Annotated in this window: 2 rRNA genes; both read left to right on the top strand. The window is 51.3% G+C overall.

From position 1 onward, the window contains the following. Positions 1–2,722: ribosomal RNA gene (locus L1076_RS26770) — 23S ribosomal RNA — on the top strand; the annotation flags it as partial. Positions 2,723–2,811: 89 nt separating this feature from the next. Further along, a 5S ribosomal RNA gene (gene rrf, locus L1076_RS26765) occupies positions 2,812–2,879 on the top strand; the annotation flags it as partial.

Genomic DNA, 2,879 nt, shown 5'->3' with positions numbered 1-2,879 from the left:
AGCGAGGCGAACCGGGGGAACTGAAACATCTAAGTACCCCGAGGAAAAGAAATCAACCGAGATTCCGAAAGTAGCGGCGAGCGAAATTGGACTAGCCCTTAAGCTTTATATGCGTTAGACGAACGGTCTGGAAAGTCCGGCAATAAAGGGTGATAGCCCCGTAGTTGACAACGCACATTCAGTGAAATCGAGTAGGGCGGGACACGTGATATCCTGTCTGAATATGGGGGGACCATCCTCCAAGGCTAAATACTACTGACTGACCGATAGTGAACCAGTACCGTGAGGGAAAGGCGAAAAGAACCCCTGTGAGGGGAGTGAAATAGAACCTGAAACCGTGTACGTACAAGCAGTAGGAGCACCTTCGTGGTGTGACTGCGTACCTTTTGTATAATGGGTCAGCGACTTATATTCAGTGGCAAGGTTAACCATCTAGGGGAGCCGTAGCGAAAGCGAGTGTTAACTGCGCGACTTAGTCGCTGGATATAGACCCGAAACCAGGTGATCTAGCCATGGGCAGGTTGAAGATTGAGTAACATCAATTGGAGGACCGAACCGACTAATGTTGAAAAATTAGCGGATGACTTGTGGCTAGGGGTGAAAGGCCAATCAAACCTGGAGATAGCTGGTTCTCCCCGAAAGCTATTTAGGTAGCGCCTCGGACGAATACTACTGGGGGTAGAGCACTGTTAAGGCTAGGGGGTCATCCCGACTTACCAACCCTTTGCAAACTCCGAATACCAGTAAGTACTATCCGGGAGACACACGGCGGGTGCTAACGTCCGTCGTGGAGAGGGAAACAACCCAGACCGCCAGCTAAGGTCCCAAATTATTACTAAGTGGGAAACGATGTGGGAAGGCTCAGACAGCCAGGATGTTGGCTTAGAAGCAGCCATCATTTAAAGAAAGCGTAATAGCTCACTGGTCGAGTCGGCCTGCGCGGAAGATGTAACGGGGCTAAGTAATAAACCGAAGCTGCGGCAATGAAGTTTACTTCATTGGGTAGGGGAGCGTTCTGTAAGCCGTTGAAGGTGTGTTGTAAAGCATGCTGGAGGTATCAGAAGTGCGAATGCTGACATGAGTAACGATAAAGGGGGTGAAAAACCTCCTCGCCGGAAGACCAAGGGTTCCTGTCCAACGTTAATCGGGGCAGGGTAAGTCGACCCCTAAGGCGAGGCCGAAAGGCGTAGTCGATGGGAAACGGGTTAATATTCCCGTACTTCTTACAATTGCGATGGGGGGACGGAGAAGGCTAGGTGGGCCTGGCGACGGTTGTCCAGGTTCAAGTGCGTAGGCTGAAGAGTTAGGTAAATCCGGCTCTTCTTAAGGCTGAGACACGACGTCGAGCTACTACGGTAGTGAAGTCATTGATGCCATGCTTCCAGGAAAAGCCTCTAAGCTTCAGATTGTAAGGAATCGTACCCCAAACCGACACAGGTGGTCGGGTAGAGAATACCAAGGCGCTTGAGAGAACTCGGGTGAAGGAACTAGGCAAAATGGTACCGTAACTTCGGGAGAAGGTACGCTCTTGATGGTGAAGTCCCTTGCGGATGGAGCTGACGAGAGTCGCAGATACCAGGTGGCTGCAACTGTTTATTAAAAACACAGCACTGTGCAAAATCGTAAGATGACGTATACGGTGTGACGCCTGCCCGGTGCCGGAAGGTTAATTGATGGGGTTAGACTTCGGTCGAAGCTCTTGATCGAAGCCCCGGTAAACGGCGGCCGTAACTATAACGGTCCTAAGGTAGCGAAATTCCTTGTCGGGTAAGTTCCGACCTGCACGAATGGCGTAATGATGGCCACGCTGTCTCCACCCGAGACTCAGTGAAATTGAAATCGCTGTGAAGATGCAGTGTACCCGCGGCTAGACGGAAAGACCCCGTGAACCTTTACTACAGCTTGGCACTGAACATTGACCCTACATGTGTAGGATAGGTGGGAGGCTTTGAAGCGCAGTCGCTAGATTGTGTGGAGCCGTCCTTGAAATACCACCCTTGTAGTGTTGATGTTCTAACGTCGACCCCTTATCGGGGTTGCGGACAGTGCCTGGTGGGTAGTTTGACTGGGGCGGTCTCCTCCCAAAGAGTAACGGAGGAGCACGAAGGTGGGCTAATCACGGTTGGACATCGTGAGGTTAGTGCAATGGCATAAGCCCGCTTGACTGCGAGAATGACAATTCGAGCAGGTGCGAAAGCAGGTCATAGTGATCCGGTGGTTCTGTATGGAAGGGCCATCGCTCAACGGATAAAAGGTACTCCGGGGATAACAGGCTGATACCGCCCAAGAGTTCATATCGACGGCGGTGTTTGGCACCTCGATGTCGGCTCATCACATCCTGGGGCTGAAGTCGGTCCCAAGGGTATGGCTGTTCGCCATTTAAAGTGGTACGCGAGCTGGGTTTAGAACGTCGTGAGACAGTTCGGTCCCTATCTGCCGTGGGCGTTGGAAGATTGAAGGGGGCTGCTCCTAGTACGAGAGGACCGGAGTGGACGAACCTCTGGTGTTCGGGTTGTGTCGCCAGACGCATTGCCCGGTAGCTAAGTTCGGAATCGATAACCGCTGAAAGCATCTAAGCGGGAAGCGAGCCCTGAGATGAGTCTTCCCTGATACTTTAAGTATCCTAAAGGGTTGTTCGAGACTAGAACGTTGATAGGCAGGGTGTGTAAGCGTTGTGAGGCGTTGAGCTAACCTGTACTAATTGCCCGTGAGGCTTAACCATACAACACCCAAGGGGTTTTGATGGACTCAATGCAAGAACGATTGAATGTGTAGTAGAACTTAAAACAGCTTTCCAGATTAAAGAATTTGCTTGGCGACCATAGCGATTTGGACCCACCTGACTTCCATTCCGAACTCAGAAGTGAAACGAATTAGCG

Source organism: Vibrio sp. MMG023 (genome assembly GCF_021654215.1).
GTDB classification, from domain to species: domain Bacteria; phylum Pseudomonadota; class Gammaproteobacteria; order Enterobacterales; family Vibrionaceae; genus Vibrio; species Vibrio jasicida.
The sequence above is the reverse complement of the archived record's forward strand: the minus strand, read 5'-3'. Positions and strand labels throughout refer to the sequence as shown.